The sequence below is a fragment of the Pseudomonas edaphica genome, from assembly GCF_005863185.1.
GTDB lineage: Bacteria > Pseudomonadota > Gammaproteobacteria > Pseudomonadales > Pseudomonadaceae > Aquipseudomonas > Aquipseudomonas edaphica.
The window spans coordinates 1-1085 of sequence record NZ_VBVZ01001025.1 but is presented as its reverse complement, the minus strand read 5'-3'; the positions used below and the strand labels follow the sequence as shown (position 1 = coordinate 1085).

The 1085-nt window shown below is 55.9% G+C and carries 2 protein-coding genes; both read right to left on the bottom strand.

Features of this window, described 5'->3' with window-relative positions:
* A partial coding sequence (locus FEM54_RS33000; protein WP_171045973.1) for a DnaJ domain-containing protein occupies positions 1–175 on the bottom strand: 175 nt, incomplete at its 3' end.
* Positions 176–493: 318 nt separating this feature from the next.
* The coding region (locus FEM54_RS32995; RefSeq protein ID WP_171045972.1) for an Hsp70 family protein at positions 494–1085 on the bottom strand (592 nt) is incomplete at its 5' end.

The window sequence follows — 1085 nt, the reverse complement described above, 5'->3', positions numbered from 1 at the left end:
CAGACAAGCATTCGTAGGCCTCATTGGCCTCTTTGAACATCTCTTCGGATTCTTTGCTATCCGGATTACGGTCCGGGTGGTGCTTCATCGCCAGGCGACGGTAAGCCTTTTTCAGGTCCGCCTCGCTGGAGCCGCGCTCCACACCCAACACTTCGTAATAGTCACGCTTTGCCATAAGTCTTTGCACTCTTAAGGACGTTCAGCCCGGCCCTCCTGAGCCTTGCCGAACTCGTTGAGCCCCAATACAGGCCCGGACCCAACTCACGTCAATTCAACGATCCTGGTCATAACTACTTTTTAGCCAGGGACCCGGCCAAAAATGCGGTATTTACTGCTCGGAAAGCAGGAGCATTCCCGATCACACCGCCAGCACCCGAACCTTGTCGCATGCTGTAAAAATTCACATACCCCAGACACGCCAACGCGGGAGCAAGCTCCCGCGCGGCGACATCCTACCAGTCACCGCTTGATAGCGGTCAACCGGGCAACCAACTTACTTCTGCTCTTTGACTTCTTCGAACTCGGCATCGACAACATCATCGTGCTTGGCTTCAGGCTCTGCGTGCTGTGCAGCGCCTTCTGCCGGCTGGCCTTGCTCGGCGTACATTTTCTGGGCAACCGGTGCGGAGACTTTCGACAGCTCCTCAACCTTGGCTTCGATGGCAGCCTTGTCGTCGCCTTTAATGGCGGTTTCCAGGGCAACCACAGCTGCTTCGATCGCGGTCTTCTCTTCGGCGGTCACTTTGTCGCCTGCTTCGGAGACCATTTTACGCGTCGAGTGAACCAGGGCATCGCCTTGGTTACGTGCACCGGCCAGCTCAGCAAACTTGGCATCCGCATCAGCGTTGGCTTCAGCATCACGAATCATCTGTTGAATTTCCTCATCAGACAGACCGGAGTTGGCCTTGATGGTGATCTTCTGCTCTTTGCCGGTCGCCTTGTCTTTGGCACCTACATGCAGGATACCGTTGGCATCGATGTCGAAGGTCACTTCAATTTGCGGCACGCCACGTGGTGCTGGTGGAATCTCAGCCAGGTCGAACTTGCCCAGGGACTTGTTCTGAGCGGCTTGCTTACGCTCACCT